Below are 19,513 nucleotides of genomic sequence, written 5' to 3'. Positions count from 1 at the left end.
GCTCCTTCAGGGTCGGTGCCGCGGCGACGTTGCCGCGGCGGGGGTTGGGTGGGGGCTCTCGGGGCGACCGAGCCGGTCGAGGACCGCCTCGGTGAACTCCGCCGTCGTGGCGGTGCCGCCGAGGTCGCCGGTCGCGATCCCGTCGGCGAGGGTGCCGAAGCAGGCGTCGTGCACTGCCGCGCCCGCGGCCGTCTCGCCCAGGTGGTCGAGCATCATCGCGGCGGACCAGATCGCCGCCGTCGGGTTCGCGACGCCCCGGCCCGCGATGTCCGGGGCCGAGCCGTGGACGGGCTCGAACAGCGAGGGCCACTCGCGCTCGGGATTGAGGTTCGCGCTCGGTGCGATGCCGATCGAGCCCGCGACCGCAGCGGCGAGGTCGGAGAGGATGTCGCCGAAGAGGTTCGACGCGACGACGACGTCGATCGAGTCGGGGGCGAGCACGAAGCGTGCCGCGAGTGCGTCGATCAGCACGCTGTCGACCCGCACGCCGCCCTCGGCCGCGACCTCGGCGACCACCTCGTCCCAGAACGGCATGGTGTGGATGATGCCGTTCGACTTGGTCGCCGAGATCAGGGTGCCGCCCCGTTCGGCGGCGCGGGCGACGGCGAAGCGCGTCACGCGTTCGATGCCGCGGCGGGTGAACACGGACTCCTGCACGGCGATCTCGTCCGGCGTGCCCCGCCCGAGGCGTCCGCCGATCTCCGAGTACTCGCCCTCGACGTTCTCGCGCACGATGAGCAGGTCGAGCTCCTGGCCGGAACGACCGGGGACGGTCTTGACCGGCCGGAGATTCACGTACTGGTGGAACGCCCGCCGGATCGGGATCAGGAGCCCCCACAGGGTGACGTCGTCCTTGATGTCGGGCGTCCCGACGGCACCGAGGAAGATGGCGTCACCGTCGCGCAGCTGCTCGAGGCCGTCGTGCGGCATCATCGAGCCGTGCCGACGGTAGTGGTCGGAGCCCCAGGCACGGTGCCGCCAGTCCATGCGGAACCCGTGCAGCTCGGCCGCCCGGTCGACGCAGGCGATCGCAGCCGGCACGACCTCGGTGCCGATGCCGTCGCCGGCGATCACGTCGACGGTGTAGCTGGTGGTCATCTTCGGGTCCTCCGTCGGTCTCATTTCGCGAGATACCCGCCATCGACCGGGATGGATGCCCCGGTCAGATAGGCGGCTTCGGTTCGTGCCAGGAACGCCACCACGGCGGCGACATCGTCGGGGAGCGCGATGCGGCCGAGCGGGATCTCGCTCGCGACCTCGTGCTCGACCGCGACCGGGTCCCGCTGTTCGGCCAGCCACGCCGAGAAGAGCGGGGTGCGCGTCATCCCGGGCGCGACGGCGTTGACCCGGATGTTCCACGGGGCGAGTTCGACGGCCGCCGCGGTGGTGAGTGCGAGCAAGGCACCCTTGCTCGCGCTGTACACGGACATCGTCGGCACCCCGATGTGCGCGAGCCGCGAGGTGATGTTGATGATCGCCCCGCCGCGCCCGCTGTCGCGCATCACGCGTGCGGCGGCCTGCAGACAGGCGATCGCCGCGAAGACGTTCGTCTCGAAGGTCGCCCGCACCTCGGACGCCGGAGTGTCGAGCAATGCACCGGTGTGGTCGACGGCGGCGTTGTTCACCAGCACATCGAGCCGGCCCCGGAGGCGGACGGCGGCGTCCACGAGCCCCTCGGGCCCCCGGTCCTCGGTGAGGTCGGCGCGGACGAACGTGGCGGCGTCGCCGAGCTCGGCCGCGAGCGCCCGGCCGCGCACGGGGTCCCGGCCGCTCGCGACGACGTGCAGGCCATCCGCCGCCAGCCGTCGCGCGATGTCGGTGCCGATGCCGGAGGTGGCGCCCGTGACGAGCGCCACCCTCCGATCCGGACTGACCGGCTCCACGGTCACCGCGCGGCCGACGTCTCGCGTCGCGCGATGTTGTAGAACCGCACCGACTGGTACTCCTCGAGCCCCTCGGCGCTGCCCTCGCGGCCGAGGCCCGACTGCTTGACGCCCCCGAACGGTGCGGCGGCGTTCGAGGGAACGCCCTGGTTGATGCCGAGGATGCCGGTCTCCAGCCGATCCGCGACGTTGAAGGCCCGATCGAGCGATTCGCTGAAGACGTAGCCCGCGAGACCGAACTCGGTCGCGTTCGCTCGCGCGATCGCCTCGCCCTCCGTGCGGAAGCGCTGGATCGCCGCGATGGGGCCGAAGATCTCCGTGGTGGCGACCTCGGCGTCGGCGGGCACCCGGTCCAGGACGGTGGGGGCGAAGAAGTTGCCGCTCGTCCCCAGCCGTTCGCCGCCCGTGCGCAGCTCGGCGCCGCGCGCGACGGCATCCTCCGTGAGCGCCTGCATCTGATCGACTGCCCGGCGGTCGATCAGCGCTCCGAGCCCGGTGCCGGTGCCGAGGCCCGCGCCGACGGTCACTTCGCGCATCCGGGCGGCGAGCCCGTCGGCGAAGGCGTCGGCGATGCCGTCCTGCACGTAGAAGCGGTTCGCGGCGATGCACGACTGGCCGCCGTTGCGCAGTTTGGCTGCGAGGGCGCCGTCGATGGCCCGGTCGAGGTCTGCGTCGTCGAAGACGAGGAACGGCGCGTTGCCGCCGAGCTCCATGGAGGAGCGCAGCACCGTGTCCGAAGCGAGCCGCATGAGCGTGCGCCCCACCTCGGTCGAACCCGTGAACGAGACTTTGCGCACGCGCGGATCCCGCAGGACCGCCTCGCTGAACTTCGACGAGCTCGAGGTCGTGACGACCTGGACGAGGTCCTCCGGCACGCCCGCCCGACGGGCGAGTTCGACCGCGAAGAGCGTGGTGAGCGGGGTCGCCGTGGCCGGCTTCACGACGGCGGCGCAGCCCGCCGCCAGCGCGGGCGCGATCTTGCGGGTCGCCATGGCGAGCGGGAAGTTCCACGGCGTGATGAGCACCGCGAGTCCCACGGGTGCGCGACGGGTCAGGATGTTCGCACCGCCGTCCGGCGCGTCACGGAACCCGCCGGCGGGCCGAACCGCCTCCTCGGCGTACCAGCGTACGAAATCGGAGCCGTACTTCACCTCACCCCGTGCCTCGGCGAGCGGCTTGCCCATCTCGCGCGCGATCAGGTGCGCAAGATCCTCGGTGTGCTCGACGAGGAGGTCGTACCAGGCGTGGAGCACGTCGGCGCGCTGACGCGGCGTCGTCCGGGCCCACATCGAGCCGGCCGCGTCGGCCCGCTCGACCGCGAGCAGGGCGTCGTCGACGTCGAGGTCGGCGACGCGGCCGATGTGCTCGCCGCTCGCCGGATCGTCGACGGCGATGCCGTCGGCCGGCAGACCGAGCCCGACGATGACGCGGTCCGCGTGGGCGACGGCGGCCGGGTCGGGCTGGACGAGGGAGATGGTGTCGATGGCGATGGTCACCGCTGGGTCTCCTCTGCGACGGTCTGCTCGATGGCGCTCACGTACTCGGCGACCTCCTGGTCGCTCACGATGAAGGGCGGGCTGAGCTGAAGGGTGTTGCCCCGCAGCGGACGTGAGATGAAGCCGAGTTCGATGAGCCGGTCGGCGACGCGGACCGCGTCGATCCGCTCGTCGAGGGCGACGCCGCCGAGGAAGCCGGCGACGCGCGCCTCGACGACACCCGCCTGCCGCTGCGCGAGGCCGCTGAGCTCGGTGCGCAGAACCCCCTCCAGTTCGCGGACCCGCGCCACGAGCCCGTCGCGTTCGAGGATCTCGAGGTGCTTCAGCGCGACCGCCGCCGCCGTGGCGTGGCCGGAGTAGGTGGCGCCGTGCCGGAAGATCGGCGTGTCCGGTGAGTCGAGGTAGAAGGGCTCCCAGACTCGAGGAGCGACGAGCACCCCGCCGAGCGGCGCGTACCCGGAGGTGACTCCCTTGGCGAAGGTGACCAGGTCGGGTTCGAGGCCGTAGCGCTGGGACGCGAACATCTCCCCGGTGCGGCCGAATCCGGTGATCACCTCGTCGACGATCAGCAGGAGGTCGTGCTGCCGCGCCAGTCGCTGGAGGCCTTCGAGATAGCCCGGCTCGGGCGGATTCACGCCGCCCGTGCCTTGAATGGGTTCGCTCACGATCGCCGCGATGCGGTCGGCGCCGATCCGCTCGATCGTCGCCTCGACCTCGGCGAGGTCGTCGAAGGAGATCCGGGCGGTCTCCGGGACGAGTGACTCGGTGCCGTAGCCCTCCCGGTTGAACGAGAGGCCCGCGATGCTCGTGCCGTAGGCGTGGAGCCCGTGGTAGGCGTGCTCCCGGCTGAGGATGATCTGCTTGCTCTCGCGTCCTTCCCGCTGCCAGTGACGGCGTGCGAGCTTGCAGGCGACATCGATCGCGTCGGAGCCCCCCGAATTGAGGATCACCTTCGCGCGCTCCATCGGGGCGAGCGAGGCGAGCAGCTCTCCGAGCTCGAGGGCCCGGTCGTTCGCGTAACGCTGGAAGACGTGGTACGTCTCGAGACGCATCATCTGCTCGTAGGCGGCGCGGGCGAGCTCGGGGTGCGCATGGCCGACGTTGGCATGCCACAGGCCGGCGGTGCCGTCGAAGAGACGGCGGCCGTCGCTCGTGAAGACGTACGATCCTTCGCCGCGTTCGATGACGAGCTGGCGGCCGATCACGCTCGGCATGTGGGCTTGCGCCGACCAGAGCGCCGGCCCGTCGAGGACGGCGCCGGAGGTCGTCGGTACGAACGAATCGGTGAGCGTCATCGCTCCTCCTGGTCTGCTGGGAGTGGTGGTCCACCAGCACAACTCGGCTGGTCAATGCCACGCTAAGGAGCGAGACGCGTCAGGTAAAGCGACGGTTAGTAACAGGTATCAGTCGGGTTTGCTTACATGTTTCTGGAGCGCCGAGGCGATGGCCTCACGAACGGCGTTCAAGGCCGGATGAGCTTCGGTGCCCTGCCGCGTGAGCACGAGGATGTCGCGCTGCAGGTTGCTCGGGAGGGAGTCGCATGGCTCGATCTCGCTGCCGGCCTCCCGGACCACGAGGTCCGGCAGGAACGCGGCGGCAAGCCCGGCCTCGACCATCCGCAGGTGGAACAGCATGTCGGAGGACTCGTGGGCCACCATCGGCTCGAAGCCGCTCTCGCGGCAGACGCGCAGCGCCCAGTGCCTGGACGCGGCCTGCTGCGGCTCCAGCACCCAGGGCACACGGTCGAGCGGCCGGTCCATCATCGCCGGCGGGAGGTACCCGCGGACCGGGTCGCGCCCGATCGTCGCGGCGTGGAGGCCGCCCACCGGAGACACCCGTTCGCCCGGGAAGGTGTCGGTGACCACCGCATCGACCTGACGGGCGATGAGCTGCTGCACGGCATCCTGGGGATCGGATCGGCGCAGTCGCACGTCGAGGCCCGGGTACTTCTCGGCCAGCGCCAGCAACGCCGACGGCAGGACGATCCGGGCGATCGAGGTGAACACGGCCACGGTCACGATGCCGCGCGGCTCGCCCTGCGCGGCCGCGAGCTCGGTCTCCGCGTGAGCCATGGCGGCGAGCACAGCCTCGGTGTTCTGCACGAGCTCACGACCGACGGGGGTCAGTCTCGACGTGCGGCCGACCTTCTCGAGTAGCACGGCGCCGGTCTCGCGCTCGAGCAGCGCCAACTGCTGCGAGATCGCGGAGTGGCTGTACGCCAGTTCGCGGGCCGCCGCCGTGATGCTCCCGTGCATCGCGACCGCCCGGAGCAGCACGAGCCGATGGAGGTCGAGCATCGCCTACGCCTCGCTTCCGCGCCGGCATCGGCCCGCGCGACGGTGCGCCGCCAGGGGACTTCGTTCGAGCCGCACGGGTCGATCGTAGCGAGCAGGCCGGCGTGGGGCGCGGCGCCATCGCGCGCGTGAGGCGGTGTCGGGTCGCGGTATCGCGCGATCTGCGTTCGTTGGGGATGCCAGAATGGCTTGAGTTGACGAGTCGCCCCGGTTGCCCTGTTGGTCAGGCCGAGACGCGTTCGAGCTCGAGGATCAGCTCATCGGCGAACATTCGGCTCGCTGACGTGTGGCCATGGCGCTCGGGGCGTACCAGCGTGAGGACGTTGCTGTCGAGTGTTGCGCCGGTGAGCGGGCGGAAGGTCAGACGTCCTTCTGCTTCATCGTCGGCGATGTCGTGTCGGCTGAGGAAGGCGATCGCGCTGCCCAGGCCGGCAAGTCGGCGCATGGTCTCGATCGAGGTGGTTCGGAAGGCCGGCTCGACAGCGACGCCTGCACGGGCGAACGCGTCGGCGATGATGCCGTGCATCACCATCTCGGTGTCGGCGAAGATCAGCGGATGCTCCGCGCACAGCGCCAGGGGGACCGCGGCGAGTCCGGCGAGTGGATGCTGAGGGGAGAGGACCGCGCCCAGCCGGGAGTCCCGTTCCCAGCGCACTTCCACCTGGCCGCATGCGGGGATGTTGAACCCGAGGCCCAGATCGACCTCGCTCGTCGTGACGGCGTTGAGCGTCTGCATCGAGGTCATGGTTCGGACGGTGACGCGGACGTTGGGGTGCCGGGCGTGGAACCGCGCGGCGACGGCAGCGACGATGCTGCTGGCCAGTCCGGTGACGGTCGCGATCGTCACGTCGCCGCTGGGCAATTCCTGCAGAGCGTGCATCTCGGCGACCGTCTCGCGGTAGCTCTGCTGGGTGCGCCGGATGTGCGCCAGCAGCACGTCCCCGGCCGGGGTCGGCCGCATACCGCGGGGGAGCCGCTCGAACAGCGGCTCGCCGAGCTCCTGCTCGAGGAGGATGATCTGCCGGTTGATCGCCGAGGGTGCCACGTGCAGCCGTGCGCCGGCCGCGCGGATCGACCCCAAGTGCGCCACCTGGTCGATGTACTCCATCACGCGGGAATGCAGCATCCGGTCCCCTCCGCCTGAAGCGTACTGAATTCTCGTACGGTCCGTGCGAAAACGGATGCTTGTCGGCAACACTCGATGGGGCTTCGATGGGGGAAGCGAAGACGCTGCACCAAGACGTGAGTGAGGACCATGATGCTCCAGCAGGCGACCAGGACCGGGCGCACCCGACTCGTAGTGAATGCCGATGACGTGCGCGCGGAGGAGGAACGAGTTCGTGAGATCTTCGGCATCCTGCAGGGAGAGCGCGAGGCCGACCTGCTGCTGCACGACCTGAACATCCTCGACGTGCACAGCGAGGAGGTCTTCCCCGGCTCCCTCCTGGTGCACCACGGCCGGATCATCGCCCTCAACCCCGACGAGCACGTGCTCAAGGTGAAGGCGCGCTTCGACGGCCAGGGCCTGTACGCGATCCCCGGGCTGATCGACGCGCACTTGCACTTCGAATCGCAGCTCGCCCACCCGGCCGCCTTCGGAGAGGCGATCGTGCCCAGCGGGACGACCACGATCTTCGCCGAGACGCTCGACTTCGCCAGCGCGGCCGGAGACGAGGGAATCGAGGCGGCCGAGGGACTGTTCCGCAACCACGACAAGCTGCCCTACCGGATCTACGCGTTCGCGCCCGGCAAGAAGGCCTCGGTCGAGGTCGCCGAAGCGATGCTGCAGATGGACCCGGTCATCGGGCTCGGTGAGCTCGCCCACCTCTCCTACATGACCGGCGACGACGATGACTTCCGGCGCTCCGCGCTGGGGCGCGCCAGCGGCGGGTACGTCAACAACCATTGGGGCGTGACCGCTCTGCCCGACATGCTGCTGAACTACATGCCCGCGATCGGCGCGCACAACAACCACGACGCGTGGAACGAGGACGACATCGCCAAGAGCATCCGGTACGGGCAGCACACCCAGATCAAGTTCGGCGTCGGCAGCCCGCAGGTCATCCGGGACATGCTCCGCGCGATCGTGAAGCGCCGCTGGCCGGCCGAGAACTTTCAGCTGTGCGCCGACAACATCTCCGTCGACCGGGTGCTCAAGCACGGCCACATCGACTGGGTGATCTCGCTCGCGATCGAGATGGGGCTCGACCCGATCAAGGCGATCAAGATGGGCACCCTGTACGCGGCGCAGTCATTCCACCGGGATGCCGACCTCGGATCCCTCGCGCCCGGGCGGCTGGCCGACATCGTGCTCACGGACAGCCTCGCTCGGATCAATCCCCGCTACGTCTTCAAGGGCGGTGAGCTCGTCGCACAGGACCGCAAGCTGCTCGCCTCGCTGGATGAGCTGGACTACTCGGGCATGGTGAAGGAGGCGAAGCCGGGGCTGGACGACCTGCAGGCCGCGCAGCTCGAGATCACACCTCTCGCGATCTCCGACGACGGCACGCAGGCGAAGGTGCTCGTCTTCGACGTGTACGGGCGCGGGCACCTGAAGTTCGCCGACGAGGCCTGGGCCCCCTACCGCGACGGGGCGATCGTGCCCGAGGTCGACGGGGTCGCTCTGAACCGGATCTCGGTCGTGCAGCGATACGCCGACGGCTCCCGCCACATCGTGAACGGGCTGTTCAAGGGCGTGAGGATCGATCGCGGCGCGGTCTCGGTGTTCTGGCCTGCGCCGTACCCCTACTTCGCCTCGGTCGGTGCCGACGTGGAGGCGATGCACGACAACCTGCTGCGCCTCGACCGGCAGGTCGGCGGATGCCTGGTCACCGACGGCGGCGACGAGGTGGCATCCCTCGCCTTGGACATCTACGGAGTGATGGCCGACATGGATCTGGATGCCCTGGTCAGCTCCACTCGGCGCATCGACGCCGCGTTGGAAGAGCTCGGGAACGTCAACGAGGGCGAACCCGTCGTCAACAAGCTGCTCACCCTGTTCATCTCGCTGGACCGGTTCGGCTTCATGATCTGACCCGTCCGGAGCGGTCCCGGCTCCCCGGCCGGGACCGCACCCCGGCATCCGCGATGGCGCGGGCGCCGAACACTCGCACACAGAGCCAAAGGAGGCACTGTCATGGGGCACGCCACAGCCCAGGATGCCGGAATCATCGACAACGGCAGTCTCGTCCGCCGCTGGATCACCTACATCGTCGGCATCTACGTCCTCACCCTCGGGGTGAGCCTCGCCATCCGAGCGGGCATCGGCGTCTCACCGCAGAGCAGCCTGACCCGCACGATGACGCTGATCTTCCCCGGGGTCAGCCAGGGCACCTTCAACTTCGCGCTGGAGATCCTGATGCTCATCCTCGCGTTCCTCGTCATGCCGAAGGGCTTCAAATGGCGCAACCTCCTGTCGCTGATCCCTTCCGCGATCCTCGCGTTCCTGCTCGACGTGAACCTGTCTCTCACGGAGTGGGTGATGCCCGAGCCGTACCTCGCGAAGCTCGCGCTGCTGCTCTTCGCCGACGCGCTCCTCGCGCTGGGGCTGTTCATGATGATCCGCGCCAACCTCGTGCTGATGCCGATCGACCTGTTCGTGAACACGCTGCATCTGAAGACCGGCCGCAAGTGGGGCAACCTGAAGACGATCTTCGACTGCTGCCTGCTGATCACGTCGGCCGGGATCGGGCTGCTGTTCCTCGGGGCGCCGCAGTTCATCCGCGAGGGCACCATCCTCAACGCGATCTTCGTCGGCCAGTACATCAAGCTGTACACCTGGATCTTCATGAAGCTCAGCGGCCGCCGGGCGGTCGCTGCCGACCGCGACACGGTGGTCGAAGCCGAGCGGAGCGCTGATTCGCCGAGCTGAGCTCTCGGCAGCAGCACAAGGGGAGGAACGGTTCTCACGCCCGTTCCTCCCTTCGTGTTCCCGCGAGCGCCCGCCGCTGGAAGCTGGCTAGACTCCGAGTGCTATGCCGACGATCAAGGATGTTGCGCGTGAGGCGGGGGTGACGCACGCGGTCGTGTCCCGCATCCTCAACGAGGACCCGACGCTGACCGTGCGTCCGGAGACTCGCGAGCGGGTCCTCAGCGCCGCGGCGCGCCTGCAGTACATCCCGAACCACGCGGCGAGGGCGCTGCGCCACGCCAAGGCCGGCGCCGTCGGCCTCGCGGTGCACGACATCAGCAACCCGGTGTACAGCGAGATCATCGCCGGTGCCCAGACGGCGGTCGCCTCGCACGAGTCGGTGCTGATGCTCGCCGACATCGACGAGCTGCACCGGGACGCGTCGGCGTTCAGCCGGATGATCACGAGCAAGGCGATCGACGGGCTGGTGTTCCTCCCGGCGGGCACCCGGGCGGATGAGGCGGTGCTCCGAGCCGCGTCATCCGCGCTTCCGACCGTCGTCGTGAACGACCGCGCGCCGGGCGTGCACAGCGTCAGCCTCGACGACGCGGCGGCCGCCCGGATGGCGACCGAGCACCTGATCTCGCTCGGGCACCGCGACATCGGCGTGCTGACGCTCGACGGTGAGACGCATCGGCGCATCGACCGTCTCGCGGGGCACGAGGCGGCGCTTCGGGATGCCGGGCTCCGAGGTGAGGCGAACTGGATCGAGAACGGCGGGCACACCCTCGAGAGCGGGCGATCGGGGCTGCACCGGATGGCGTCGCGCGGCCCGCTGCCGACCGCGGTCGCGGTGCACAACGCGACGGCCGCGCTGGGCGCGATGCGCGCCGCGGCCGAGCTGGGGCTCGCGGTTCCGCGGGAGCTCTCGATCATCGGGTTCCACGACATGAGCTTCACGGGATTCGTGACGCCGGCGCTGACGGTCGTCCGGCTCGCGCTGACCGAGCTCGGCGTGCGGGCGGTCGACGTCGTGTTCCAGCTCATCGGCGGCGAGTCGGTCGAGGAGACGTCGACCGTCGTCGATCCCGCTCCCGAGCTGGTGATCCGCGAGTCGACGGCGCCCGTCTCCGAGCGGTAGCCGTGCTCGGTTGACAGCGCCGAGAGCTCTGCCATACAGTCAGGTAAATCGTGTTACTAACGGAGCCCGACCACCCGGGAGCCTCCGTGCGCGCTTCGCAGTCAAAGGAGACCAACTGTGTCAGCAAAACCCTCCGGCAGGGGCAAGATCGTCGCGGCTGCGGCCGCCGGGAACTTCGTCGAGTGGTACGACTTCGCGATCTACGGCTACTTCTCGCCGATCCTCGCCCGGGTGTTCTTCCCCGAGGCCGAGGGGCTCGTCGGGCTGCTCGCGACGCTCGGCGTGTTCGGCGCCGCCTTCGTGATCCGCCCCATCGGCGCGTTCGTCTTCGGCCACTTCGGCGACCGGCTCGGCCGGCGCTGGGTGCTGTCGTTCGTGATCCTGACCATGGCGGGCGCGACCTTCGTCATGGGGCTCCTGCCGTCGTTCGAGCAGATCGGCGTCTGGGCGCCGATCCTCCTGACGCTGCTCCGACTCATCCAGGGCTTCTCCGCCGGCGGCGAGTTCGGCGGCGCGGCGTCGCTGCTCTTCGAGCACGCCGGAACGCGCAGCCGCGGCCTCATGGGCTCCGCGCAGCCGGCCAGTATCGTCGCCGCGCTCGCGGTCTCGGCCGGTCTCGGTGCGGCGCTGACCGCCGGGATGAGCGAGGAGTTCCTGAACGACTTCGGCTGGCGCATCCCGTTCCTGATCGCGCTCCCGCTCGGCATCATCGGCTGGTACATCCGCCGGCACATCGACGAGACCCCCGCGTTCGTCGAGCTCCAGGAGAGCGGTGAGGTCGCGAAGAGCCCGATCGCGGACGTGTTCCGCAGCAACTGGCGGATGATCATCGCCGGCACCGCCGCCATCGTCTCCTGGACCGCCGGCGGCTACGTGACGCTGCAGTTCCTGCCGACCTTCTTCAACGGCGTCCTGGAGCGGCCCATCTCGGCCGGGCTGACGGCCTCGCTGTGCGGGCTCACCGTCTACGCCGGCTTCATCGTGCTCGGCGGCTGGCTGTCCGACCGCTTCGACCGCTGGAAGGTCATGCTCGCCGGCGCGATCGCGCTCGCGGTGCTCGCCGTGCCGTGCTACCTGCTGCTGATCGAGGGCTCGGTGCCGGCGGTCGGCGCGGCGATCCTGCTGTTCGCCGCCGCGCTCGGCCTCGTCGCCGGTCCGACCCCCGCGATGCTGGCGGAGCTCACGCCCGACAACGTGCGGGCGACCTACCTCGGCATCGTGTACGCCGTCGCGAACGCGGCCTTCGGCGGCTTCGCACCGTACATCGTGATCGCGCTGATCGATTCGACGGGGCTGCTGATCGCGCCCGCCCTGTACCTCGTCGTGCTCGAGCTCATCGCGGTCGCGGGGCTCATCGGGATCGCGGTCCACATGCGGAGGAAGAGCCGTCGGGCCGCCGCTGCGCCCGTCGCGGCGACGGTGCGCTGAGCGCCCCCCGCCCTCCCCGCGCTCTGCCGCCGTCACAACGAGGATGCCCCCGGAACCGGAGTTCCGGGGGCATCCTCGTGTCGCGCTACTGAGCGTCGAACTCGGGCGGCCGCTTCTCGACGAACGCGCGGATCCCCTCGGCGCCGTCCGCGGAGTCGAACAGGCGCGCGAGTGCGAGCTGGTCCGCCGACAGCGCGGTCTCCAGGTCCTGCGAGCGCCCGGAGTCGATGACCTGCTTCGCCTCGCGCAGGGCGTTCCGCGGTTGCGCGGCCAGTGCGCGAGCGAACGCCATCGTCTCGTCCGCGAGCGCCTCGCGCTCGAAGACGCTGGTGACGATGCCGTGTTCGTGGGCCTCCTGGGCGGTGACGCTGCGGCCCGTCATGACGAGCTCCTTCGTCCAGCGGGCGCCGATCTCGCGCACCAGGCGCTGCGGGCCGCCGCCGCCCGGGATGAGCCCGAGCTTGATCTCGGGCAGGCCGAACTTCGCGGTGGCGGCCGCGACGATGAAGTCGCAGCAGAGCGCGATCTCGAAGCCGCCGCCGAAGGCGTAGCCGTTCACCGAGGCGATCGTCACCTGCGGCAGGCGGGCGAGATCGTCGAAGACGGCGCGGGAGCGGCGCTGGTACTCGGCGAACTCCTCGACGCCCGCGGTCGCGTACTCCTCGATGTCCGCACCCGCGACGAAGCCGCGGCCGGTGCCGGTGAGCACGACGACCCGCACCGAGGGGGACTGCCGGATCCGTGCGAGCTCGGAGCCGATCGCCTGGACCAGTGTGCTCGAGAATGCACCGAGCTTGTCCTCGCGATCGATGCGCAGCACGCGGACGTGGCCGTCGTCTCGCACGAGGAGGTTCGGGTGCACGGCCGTCTCGCCCGCCGCGGCGCTCACGAGGACGCTCCGCCGAGGAGCTCGTCGATCTCGTGCGGGCTGAGCACCTCGCTCAGGATCTCGGCGGAGTGCTCGCCGACCCGCGGGGGAGCGAGCCGTTGACGCCATGGGGTGGCACTCAGCCGGATCGCCGAGCCGATCAGCTCGATCGGGCTGCCGCCCGGGCCGTCGACGGTGACGATCAGCTCCGAACCGCTCTCGCGCAACTCGTCGACGGCCTCGCGGGTGCTGCGGACCCGCGCCGCCCAGAGCCCGCTCGCTCCGAGCGTGTCGAGCCAGTGCTGCACCGGCTGCGTCCGGGTCACCGCCTCGAGGCGGCGCTTGACCTCGTCTCGATCCGCCCACGGGTCGAGCGAGCCGAACTCCACTTCCGGCACCGCGGCCGAGACCGCCGGCAGCGACGCCATCGCGATCGCGAGCCAGCCGTCCAGCGCCTCGTAGATCCCGAACGGCGCCGAGAGCCAGGCCTGCCCGACTCCCGCCTCCGAGCGCTCGTAGTCCGCCCCCTGGTTCACGAAGGTCGAGATCTCCTGGCACTGCATCGCGATGGCGGTCGAGTACAGGTCGACCTCGACGCGCTGCCCGATCCCGTGCGTGTTCCTGGCGATGAGGGCGGCGAGGATGCCGTTCGCGAGCGTCAGTGCGGTGGCGTGGTCGACGATCGCCGTCCCGGCCGGCGTCGGCGGGTCGGAGCGTCGGCCGCCGGCGGCCGCGAGGCCCGACATCGCCTGGATGAGCAGGTCCTGGCCGGGGCGGTTCTCGCGGGCGAAGGCGGTGTCCTGGCCCCAGCCCGAACCGGAGGCGTAGATGATGTCGGGCTTGACGGCGGCGAAGTCCTCGTAGCCGAGCCCGAGCCGCGCGAGCACCCCGGGCCGGAAGTTCTCGACGACCACGTCGCAGCTCTTGCCGAGCTCGAGGAGCGCCGTGCGGGCCAAGGGGTGCTTGAGGTCCAGGGCGAGCGAGCGCTTGTTCCGGTTCATCGCGAGGTAGGCGGCGGACTCGCCGTCGACGAGCGCCCCCATCATCTCGAGCGAGCGCTCCCACTCGCCCTCCGGGCGTTCGACCTTGATGACGTCGGCGCCGAGGTCGCCCAGGATCTGAGTGCCGAAGGGCCCGAGCATCATCTGGGTGAAGTCGAGGACGCGGATTCCATCGAGTGCCTGCATGCGGCTATCTCCGTTCTGCGGGTGGTGTGGGGGTGCGGTCGTCGGCGGAGCCGAACCGCGCGCGGATCGCCGCGCGGTCGACCTTGCCGAAGCTGTTCCGGGGGATGGCGAGGAGCACGTGGATGCCGACGGGCTTCTTGTACGACGCGATACGGGCGAGGCACGCCTCGCGCACCGCTCGGGCGAGGTCGTCGGGATGCATCGGGGGATCGTCGGCGGAGCCGGCGGGTTCGAGGACCACGAAGGCGTGGACGGCTTCGCCCCACCGCTCGTCCGGGAGCCCGAGCACCGCGACCTCCGCGATGCCCGGCAGCCGCTCGATGACCTGTTCCACCTCGCGCGGGTGGACGTTGAAGCCGCCCGAGATGATGAGCTCGGAGCGGCGCCCGCGGAGGTGCAGATACCCGTCGGCATCCGTCTCGCCGAGATCCCCGGTGCGGAACCAGCCGTCTTTCAGCGCCGAGGCGGTGAGTTCGTCGCGCCGCCAGTATCCGGGCATGACCGTGTCGCCGCGCACCTGGAGCTCGTCGTCGACGATGCGGTGCTCGATCCCCGGCGTCCAGCGTCCGGCCGACTGCAGGCGGGCTCGGGCCGCTGCGTCGTCGGGGGCGCCCGCGAGCCGGCGGGCCGCGCGCCGGTGGTCGTCGGGGGAGAGTGTCGTCAGCGGCGCCAGCGCCTCGGCGAGTCCGTAGAACTGCACGAGCGAGCGGGGGAAGTACCGGGCCGCACGGAGCAGCAGTTCGGCGGGGACCGGCGACCCGCCGTAGGGGACCGCTCGGACCGAGGCGACGGCGTCGTCCCGACCGGGCAGCGCGTCGACCAGCCGGCCGAGCAGCGTGGGCACGAGCGGCACCACGGTGCCGCGATGGCGCTGGATGGCGTCGAGCACCCGATGCGGCTCGAACGGGTCGACGACGACGGTGCGCGCGCCCCGCATCATGCAGTCCAGTCCGATCGACCCGCCGAAGTGGGCCATCGGCGCGGCCAGCACCACGACGTCGTCGCGAGTGATCGGGGGCAGTTGCGCGAGCGCGCGGTCGAGCTGCGCGAGCCAGGTGGCGTCGGTGACGATTACCCCCTTGGGGGTGCCGGTCGTGCCGGAGCTGTACATCAGCATCAGCGGATCGTCGGCGGCGCGGGGGAGGAGCGGGGCCGGAGTCGCCGCCCCGAGGAGACGGCTCGGGGTCGCGTCGCCGTCGTCGAAGGTCACGATGCGGGGTCGGCACGGCACGGAGGCGATGGCGGCGCGCAGCTCGTCGGCGCGGGCCGCCTCGCAGATCACGATCGCCGCCTCCGCGTCCGCGGCGATCGCCGCGACCTCGTGCGGATGGAGCCGGGAGCTCAGGGCGACGCGCACGAATCCGTGACCGAGCAGGGCGTGGTCCACCGCACGGGCCAGCGGGCTCGTCTCGAGGTGTACGACGACGCGATCACCCGGCTGCGCGCCGGCATCCTGGAGTCGGGCGGCGATGCCGGCGGCGATGGCGGCCACCTCGGCGAAGCTGAACCAGCGCTCGCCCCAGCGCAGCGCGGGACCGTCCGAATGCGCCTCGTAGCAGTCGCCGAGCCGTCGAGCGACGCCGGTCGCGCTAGCTCGCGACATCGGCCCACAGTCGGTTGAGCGCCCTCAGGATGTCGGGAGCGCCGGTGTCCGCTCGCACCAGCTCGTGGATCGTGCGCGCCGCCGCCCGCTGGTAGGCGGGGTAGCCGCGTCGGCGCGGACGCACGAACGAGCGCTGCATCGTGTTCGACGTCGCGCGGTAGAGCCCGCCCGCCGCGGCGTTCACCCGCTCGTCGTGCCAGGCGGACACGGTCGCCGGCTGCCCGCCCGCACCGGCGTACACGCCGCGCTGCACCGCGTCGCTCGTCGCGAAGGCCACGAAGCGCGCGGCATCCTCCGGGGCGCGCGAGGCGCGCGAGACGCCGAGCCCCACGCCGCCGGTGAGGGTGCCGACGGGCTCGCCGTCGAGGCTCGGGGCGTCGTGGAACGCGACGCGCGCCCGGCCGGGGCGATCGTGGGCGTAGGTGGAGTAGATGAACACCGATGGACAGTACACCGCGGCGCCGTCGCCGGACAGCTCGTCGAGCACCTGTACCGGGTCGAGCTGGAAGGAGCGAGGCGCGGTCAGCGCGGTGAGCTCCCTGAGCAGCTCGAGGGCGGGGACGCCGACCTCGGCCGCGATGCCCTCCGCCGTCCACCAGGCGGGGCCCGATTCGAAGTCCGGCTGGCGGCCGGGTCGGTGCGCCTCGCACAACGAGAGGAAGGTGCCCCAGAGGTGGGTGGGGTTCGCGGTCAGGAGGGTGCGTTCGGGGCCGAGCTCCTGCAGGAGCTCGACGACCTGGGCCCATCGACGGGGGTGATCGCGCTCCGTCAGCGCGTCCGCCCGCGCTGCGCCGACCATGCAGGCGGCGTCCACCGGGAGGGCGTAGTACTCGCCCCGCCACTCGTAGCTCTCGAGGCTGTGGCCGACGAAGCGCGCGCCGCTGAAATCCAGCGCGGTGGGCGGCACGAGCGAGGAGAGCGGGGCCAACGCGCCGCTCGCCACGGCATCCCCGATGAACGGATGGTCGATCGCGAGCAGGTCGTAGTCGGCCGCGAGGAGCTGCAGCGGCACCTCTTCGAACTCGTGCAGCGGTCGCGCATCCCAGTCCAGGCGGAGCTCGGGATGCTCTGTCTGGAACGCCTCGCTCGCGCGCTCGATCGAGTCCACGGCCCGCGGATGGTCCCAGGTGATCCCGCGCAGCATCGTCGTCGAGCTGGCTGGGTTCTCCGTGACACTGGTCTGCACTCCTGCGACTCCCTCGTCCTCGTCTGGCTTCGTACGAAAGTAACACGTTTTATCGATGCGGATATGTCGAGGGATGCGTCGGCGTCAGCGGGCGGAGCCGGCGGGTCAGCCGGCGCTCCGAGCCTCGCCGGCCCGCCGCGCCTGCGCGACCGCGAGCACGGCCGCGATCGCCACGAGCCCCGCCGCCGCGGGCAGGAGGGCGAACCCGCCGAGCCCGCGGTGCACGGCCGCGCCGATGACGGCCCCGCCCGCCAGGGACCCCCAGAGCAGGAGCGGCCGCCGCCACGCCGTGCGGGACCGCCCGGTGACGAGCGCCGCGAGGGCGAGGCCCAGACTCACGAGCGTGCCGGTCGCGTAGGTGATCGCGACGCGTGCACGGCCCTCGGCGAGGAACAGGGTGTTGAGCGCGCCCATCGCGGCGGCGAGGAGGCCGAACCTCCAGGCGGCGCCGGGATCGGCGATGCCGAACGCGGCGGCCGCTGCGACGGCTGCGGCGGCCGCGGCGACGATCCAGCCGCGCCTCGCGCCGTGCGCACCGAATGCGCCGCCGAGGGCGACCCCGACGACGAAGGCGGCGACGAGCGCCAGCGGCAGCAGGGCGTCGGCGAGCCCCACGTCCCACAGCTCGACGCCGGCCTGGGTGGAGTTGCCGCTCATGAACGAGACGAACAACCCGCCGGTCTCGATGAAGCCCACGGCGTCGACGTAGCCGGCGACGAGTCCGAGCGCGACGGAGAGGGCGATGCCGCTCCGCGAGACCTCCCGCACTCGTCCTCCGTTCTGCGCGGCCCGGGGGTGTGGACCGTCACTGGGCTCGCTGCAGCACGGCGATCTGCGCCTCGTCGTCGGCGTAGAGTGTCAGCGAGTCGTCCGCCAGGGTACCGCTGTCCAATCCCGCCAGCAGGTCCTCGCCGTCGGTGCAGGCTGGCTCGTCGACGACGTCGTCGAATGACAGGTTGACATCGTTCGCGGTCCAGGTCCCGCTGATCTCGGTGCAGCCGTTGTCGCCGGTGAATGAACCATCGCGGTCGAACGTCAGCGAGACGCCGCCCTCGCTCTGCCAACGACCTGTCGGGTCGGCGTTGTCAGTGACGCAGCCGGTGAGCATCGCTGCCGCCGCAACGGCGACCGCGGCAGTGAGGATTCGTGGAGTGCGCATGTGAGCTGTCCCTTCGTGCGACCGGGTGCCGGCACCTATGCCCAGACGGTGATGGGCACGATCGGGATTCGTCGCCGAGCCCGCCGTCTCATTCGGAGCAGCGTATGCACGCCATCTGTCGCGCGTCAAAGATAAAACGTTTATTCTCTTCGATATGACCACCTCTCAGTCGCCGCGCGTCGGAATCCGCGACGTCGCCCTCGCCGCCGGAGTCTCCATCGCGACCGTCTCGAATGTCTACAACCGGCGCGGCAAGATCTCGGAGACGACGCGGCGGAAGGTGATGGCCGTGGGTGATCGGCTCGGCTACCGACCGAACCAGACGGGGCAGGCGCTGCGGTCCGGTCGCACCAACGTCCTCGCCGTCGTGGCGAGCTTCCGCGACCCGGCGGTGGCCGAGGCGTCGTTCATGCCGTGCTTCCGGAGTATCGTCGCGGGGGCGGCGGCGGGTGCCGCGGAGGCCGGGTATGCGATCACCATCGGGCGCGCGACCGCTGACGGCCGGGTCGACACCCGGCTCTCGCACGACGGGATCATCATCGTCGATCCGATGCCGAGCGATCCGATCGTCGAGCGGGAGCTTGCACTCGGCACGCCCGTGGTAGCGGTCGGCGGCTATGGCTCCCGCCCCGGGGCGAAGCTCAGCAGTGTGCGGCTCGATGTTCGCGGTGGCTTGCCGAAGGTGCTCGATGATTGGGCGCAATTCGCAGGTGGCGGCGAGAATCGGCCGACGATGTTCCTCGGGCCTCGGCTGGATCATTTCACGAACGATGCGGTCGCGGCCTTCCAAGGATGGTGCGCCGAGCACGGGATCTCTGCGCAGGGCGGGGCCCTCGAGCCGGGGGAGGCCCTCCTCGACGCCGCCGTGCGGCTACTCTCCGCGAAGGTGCGCCCCACCGCGGTCCAGTGCATGAACGAGTCGTATAGCGCGGCGGTCCTGCATGCCGCGGCGCAGTTGGGGGTGGCTGTGCCCGAGGAGCTCCGCGTCGCGACGATCGGGAACCCGAACGGGCTGGGGGCGCAGGTCGGGGTGGATTACCTCGCGACCGATCCGGTCGAGAACGGGGCTCTGGCCGCGACGCTCATGGTCGAGCTCCTCCAGGGCGAGGCGGCCGAGAGCATGTCGTTGCCGCTCCCGCTGATTCCCCGCCGCCAGGGCGATGTCGCGGACATGCTTGCATCGTGAGGAGCTCGCCCCTATGTTGGGGGCACGAACCGGCGCCAGTAAAACGGTTAACCGATCCTGGTAGCCGTCGCCAGTTCGAGAACGGGGGATCCTATGGTCCGGGAACAGGCTGCAGGCGAAGCGGAACCGCTCTTCCGGAGGCCGGGGGAGGCGACGGTCGCGGCGCGGCACCGCATCCCGCAGGCCGAGTCTCTGCCGGATACGGCGTATCAGATCGTGCATGACGAGATCA

The 19,513-nt window shown here is 70.7% G+C and carries 17 protein-coding genes; 5 read left to right on the top strand and 12 right to left on the bottom strand.

Going from position 1 to position 19,513, the window contains the following annotated elements:
• Positions 1-6 precede the first annotated feature (6 nt).
• From ACFWE1_RS14725 to ACFWE1_RS14700, 6 genes are all read right to left on the bottom strand, one after another.
• Positions 7-1,098 carry a tartrate dehydrogenase gene (locus ACFWE1_RS14725; RefSeq protein ID WP_376934162.1) on the bottom strand — a complete coding sequence of 364 codons (1,092 nt, stop codon included), beginning with the start codon at positions 1,096-1,098 and terminating at the stop codon, positions 7-9.
• A gap of 20 nt (positions 1,099-1,118) precedes the next feature.
• Positions 1,119-1,856, bottom strand: a complete 738-nt coding sequence (locus tag ACFWE1_RS14720) for an SDR family NAD(P)-dependent oxidoreductase (protein ID WP_376934161.1) — start codon at positions 1,854-1,856, stop codon at positions 1,119-1,121.
• 29 nt (positions 1,857-1,885) lie between these two features.
• Positions 1,886-3,379, bottom strand: coding sequence for an NAD-dependent succinate-semialdehyde dehydrogenase (locus ACFWE1_RS14715; protein ID WP_376934160.1), 1,494 nt, complete (start codon positions 3,377-3,379; stop codon positions 1,886-1,888).
• Positions 3,376-4,674 carry an aspartate aminotransferase family protein gene (locus tag ACFWE1_RS14710; RefSeq protein WP_376934159.1) on the bottom strand — a complete coding sequence of 433 codons (1,299 nt, stop codon included), beginning with the start codon at positions 4,672-4,674 and terminating at the stop codon, positions 3,376-3,378. The genes ACFWE1_RS14715 and ACFWE1_RS14710 overlap by 4 nt, the downstream gene beginning before the upstream one ends.
• Positions 4,675-4,782: 108 nt before the next feature.
• Positions 4,783-5,676 carry a LysR family transcriptional regulator gene (locus tag ACFWE1_RS14705; RefSeq protein WP_376934158.1) on the bottom strand — a complete coding sequence of 298 codons (894 nt, stop codon included), beginning with the start codon at positions 5,674-5,676 and terminating at the stop codon, positions 4,783-4,785.
• Positions 5,677-5,896: 220 nt separating this feature from the next.
• Entirely contained in the window at positions 5,897-6,799 is a 903-nt protein-coding gene (locus ACFWE1_RS14700; RefSeq protein ID WP_376934157.1) for a LysR family transcriptional regulator, read from the bottom strand.
• A 174-nt stretch (positions 6,800-6,973) separates the two neighbouring features.
• Here ACFWE1_RS14700 and ACFWE1_RS14695 point away from each other — a divergent pair, with 174 nt between their 5' ends.
• The 4 genes from ACFWE1_RS14695 (at position 6,974) to ACFWE1_RS14680 (ending at position 12,092) form a co-directional block, all read left to right on the top strand.
• A complete protein-coding gene (locus ACFWE1_RS14695) occupies positions 6,974-8,707 on the top strand; it encodes an amidohydrolase family protein (RefSeq protein WP_376934156.1) in 1,734 nt (577 codons plus the stop codon).
• A gap of 102 nt (positions 8,708-8,809) precedes the next feature.
• Entirely contained in the window at positions 8,810-9,544 is a 735-nt protein-coding gene (locus ACFWE1_RS14690) for a YitT family protein (RefSeq protein ID WP_376934155.1), read from the top strand.
• 103 nt (positions 9,545-9,647) lie between these two features.
• The gene (locus ACFWE1_RS14685) at positions 9,648-10,664 is read left to right on the top strand and encodes a LacI family DNA-binding transcriptional regulator (protein ID WP_376934154.1); all 1,017 of its coding nucleotides are present in this window, start codon (positions 9,648-9,650) and stop codon (positions 10,662-10,664) included.
• Positions 10,665-10,781: 117 nt separating this feature from the next.
• Entirely contained in the window at positions 10,782-12,092 is a 1,311-nt protein-coding gene (locus ACFWE1_RS14680) for an MFS transporter (protein WP_376934153.1), read from the top strand.
• Positions 12,093-12,177: 85 nt separating this feature from the next.
• On the opposite strand, the gene ACFWE1_RS14675 is transcribed toward ACFWE1_RS14680, so the two are convergent.
• From ACFWE1_RS14675 to ACFWE1_RS14650, 6 genes are all read right to left on the bottom strand, one after another.
• Positions 12,178-12,981, bottom strand: a complete 804-nt coding sequence (locus tag ACFWE1_RS14675) for an enoyl-CoA hydratase/isomerase family protein (RefSeq protein WP_376934152.1) — start codon at positions 12,979-12,981, stop codon at positions 12,178-12,180.
• Positions 12,978-14,147, bottom strand: coding sequence for a CaiB/BaiF CoA transferase family protein (locus ACFWE1_RS14670; RefSeq protein ID WP_376934151.1), 1,170 nt, complete (start codon positions 14,145-14,147; stop codon positions 12,978-12,980). The genes ACFWE1_RS14675 and ACFWE1_RS14670 overlap by 4 nt, the downstream gene beginning before the upstream one ends.
• A 4-nt stretch (positions 14,148-14,151) precedes the next feature.
• Positions 14,152-15,750 carry a class I adenylate-forming enzyme family protein gene (locus ACFWE1_RS14665; protein ID WP_376934150.1) on the bottom strand — a complete coding sequence of 533 codons (1,599 nt, stop codon included), beginning with the start codon at positions 15,748-15,750 and terminating at the stop codon, positions 14,152-14,154.
• Positions 15,737-16,936 (bottom strand): ABC transporter substrate-binding protein, encoded by a 1,200-nt coding sequence (locus ACFWE1_RS14660; RefSeq protein ID WP_376934149.1) that lies wholly within the window; start codon positions 16,934-16,936, stop codon positions 15,737-15,739. Before ACFWE1_RS14660 ends, ACFWE1_RS14665 begins: the two co-directional genes overlap by 14 nt.
• Before the next feature lie 105 nt (positions 16,937-17,041).
• Complete coding sequence (locus ACFWE1_RS14655) at positions 17,042-17,704, bottom strand: YoaK family protein (RefSeq protein ID WP_376934148.1); 663 nt, start codon at positions 17,702-17,704, stop codon at positions 17,042-17,044.
• Between the two features lie 37 nt (positions 17,705-17,741).
• Positions 17,742-18,095 carry an META domain-containing protein gene (locus ACFWE1_RS14650; protein ID WP_376934147.1) on the bottom strand — a complete coding sequence of 118 codons (354 nt, stop codon included), beginning with the start codon at positions 18,093-18,095 and terminating at the stop codon, positions 17,742-17,744.
• 154 nt (positions 18,096-18,249) lie between these two features.
• On the opposite strand from ACFWE1_RS14650, the gene ACFWE1_RS14645 reads away from it, so the two are divergent.
• Positions 18,250-19,281 (top strand): LacI family DNA-binding transcriptional regulator, encoded by a 1,032-nt coding sequence (locus ACFWE1_RS14645; protein WP_376934146.1) that lies wholly within the window; start codon positions 18,250-18,252, stop codon positions 19,279-19,281.
• Positions 19,282-19,513 lie beyond the last annotated feature (232 nt).

The organism is Agromyces sp. NPDC060279 (assembly GCF_042726785.1).
In the GTDB taxonomy this organism is placed as follows: Bacteria; Actinomycetota; Actinomycetes; order Actinomycetales; family Microbacteriaceae; genus Agromyces.
This window is presented reverse-complemented; position numbering and strand designations above follow the sequence as displayed.

What these genes read in the sequence shown, in the direction of transcription:
- ACFWE1_RS14705 (WP_376934158.1), bottom strand. Translation starts at nt 5,676, where the DNA reads ATGCTCGACCTCCATCGGCTCGTGCTGCTCCGGGCGGTCGCGATGCAC.
- ACFWE1_RS14670 (WP_376934151.1), bottom strand. Translation starts at nt 14,147, where the DNA reads ATGCAGGCACTCGATGGAATCCGCGTCCTCGACTTCACCCAGATGATG.
- ACFWE1_RS14665 (WP_376934150.1), bottom strand. Translation starts at nt 15,750, where the DNA reads ATGTCGCGAGCTAGCGCGACCGGCGTCGCTCGACGGCTCGGCGACTGC.
- ACFWE1_RS14700 (WP_376934157.1), bottom strand. Translation starts at nt 6,799, where the DNA reads ATGCTGCATTCCCGCGTGATGGAGTACATCGACCAGGTGGCGCACTTG.
- ACFWE1_RS14650 (WP_376934147.1), bottom strand. Translation starts at nt 18,095, where the DNA reads ATGCGCACTCCACGAATCCTCACTGCCGCGGTCGCCGTTGCGGCGGCA.
- ACFWE1_RS14710 (WP_376934159.1), bottom strand. Translation starts at nt 4,674, where the DNA reads ATGACGCTCACCGATTCGTTCGTACCGACGACCTCCGGCGCCGTCCTC.
- ACFWE1_RS14645 (WP_376934146.1), top strand. Translation starts at nt 18,250, where the DNA reads ATGACCACCTCTCAGTCGCCGCGCGTCGGAATCCGCGACGTCGCCCTC.
- ACFWE1_RS14725 (WP_376934162.1), bottom strand. Translation starts at nt 1,098, where the DNA reads ATGACCACCAGCTACACCGTCGACGTGATCGCCGGCGACGGCATCGGC.
- ACFWE1_RS14690 (WP_376934155.1), top strand. Translation starts at nt 8,810, where the DNA reads ATGGGGCACGCCACAGCCCAGGATGCCGGAATCATCGACAACGGCAGT.
- ACFWE1_RS14685 (WP_376934154.1), top strand. Translation starts at nt 9,648, where the DNA reads ATGCCGACGATCAAGGATGTTGCGCGTGAGGCGGGGGTGACGCACGCG.